At 45.1% G+C, this 1,760-nt stretch carries 1 protein-coding gene; it reads right to left on the bottom strand.

Features of this window, described 5'->3' with window-relative positions; genetic code table 11:
• The coding region (locus tag ACTQ16_RS16555; protein ID WP_441938534.1) for an IS66 family transposase at positions 1-1,760 on the bottom strand (1,760 nt) is incomplete at both ends.

Below are 1,760 nucleotides of genomic sequence, written 5' to 3'. Positions count from 1 at the left end.
CAAGCAGATTGTCATTGGAAGCAGGTTCTCGTAGTCCGTTCTACCAGATTTCACGGCCTTGAGCAAAGCCTTGAAATATTGCCTGAACGAGACTCCGACTTGCTTGCAAGTCTGGATAAAGGTATTGTACATTGCCGATCTCAATGCACCCTGAACACTACCAAAGAACAACGAGCCCTTGCGCTGTATGGTCTGGGGACGTATCGCTCGTTCTGCTGCCAGGTTATCTATGGAATATTCACCATCATTTCGATAGGCAAAGACTTGCTTCCAAAACTTATGGAGATAGTTCAGTGCTTGCTGCATCAGTTTAGGCAACTTATCCATCTTGTTCGCCATCAAGTCGAACATCTCATTCTGAAGTTCATCTACGATACCTCGAGTATACTCATCATTGCGCATCTCCTTGATTTTTTCGGCATCATAACCTTTCTCTACATACAAGTCCTCACGCTTATAAAGTTTGCGAATCTTACTCATAGGTGAAGAAGCTTCTTTGCAACCCATACGTTCCGCACGTTCTAGCTTGGCACGCACGTGAGCAAGACAACATAGATGCTCTATGTCTATCAAGTCATCGTCGAGATACATGTAGCAGATATAACCATCACTCTGAAGAGACTTCAACTTGGCGTCACCCAAGAAGTCCTTCAAAACAGCACGGTTACGGCCACCACTCTTCTGATTGCCATACTTGTCTACCGTATCCTCATAGAAGAATATCACGATGTTGGCCTTGCGATTTACCAAACACCACATATAGGTCTTACGATGACCGAAGTGGGTCTGGAATCGCTCCCAAGTCTCATCTACGTTTACGTTGGAACCAGGAGCCAAGGCTCGGTCCTTCAATGCCGGAAGCACTAGCTTCAATATCTCATAGCCCTTATCCGCATAGTTGGCCAGATTCTGGCGATGAGTCTTCAAACCCATCTCGGACAGTCTGTTTTTCACCTCACGATAAGCAGGACAGGCCATGTCATACATATTCGATGTTTCTTCCGTCAAGAAGTCTGATGTTACATGAGTACCAGGCACAATCTCGTCATAGAGGTAGCCATCCTTATCATTCTCCTGAGGCATAAAATACGTTTCCTTATGACCATCAGGATAAGTCAAGACAACTTCCTCGAACCAATGTTCCTCTACTTTAGTTATTGTGTGAAGTACCTTCTTCGGATTCTTCTTGATATGATAAGTTACGCCTTCAGGCAAGTGACTCAAATCGCACTTATGGATAATCGGCGTACCAACTGTATGCTTATTATAAGTACGACCCTTACGAGAAGGACCATGATATATTGTCTTAGGAGTTGGTGTTCCCGGAGTTCCTTTACTAGAGTCTCTGTCTTCCGAAGAGTTATTAGGCTCTCCGGATTGAGATTTCTCTGATTTCTCGCCATCGGAGTTTGCCTCTGAGGACACATCATCCTTACGATTTGCCTCTGGTAAAGATGCATCCGTACCATCGAAATCATCCCTGCCATCATTAACTCCTACCTCTACCGCAGAACGACCTGACTGCTGGCTCTTTGTTCCACTGTAAAGATCAGAACGAAGGAGAGCGATATCATTCTCCAAGTCCTTACGCTCCTTGGCATCCTTCTCTCGTTCAGCTTCCAACTGACGGTTCTTCTCTTTGGCATCTGCCAACAGGGTCTCAGCAGTTTTCAGCTTTCTCTTTGTATCAGTAAGCTCTTGCCTGGTTTCTTGTAATTGCTGAAGCACAACATCCAACTTATGAGAATGGCTGGCACTTA

This window comes from Prevotella sp. LCP21S3_D2 (assembly GCF_052118345.1).
In the GTDB taxonomy this organism is placed as follows: Bacteria; Bacteroidota; Bacteroidia; order Bacteroidales; family Bacteroidaceae; genus Prevotella.
The sequence above is the reverse complement of the archived record's forward strand: the minus strand, read 5'-3'. Positions and strand labels throughout refer to the sequence as shown.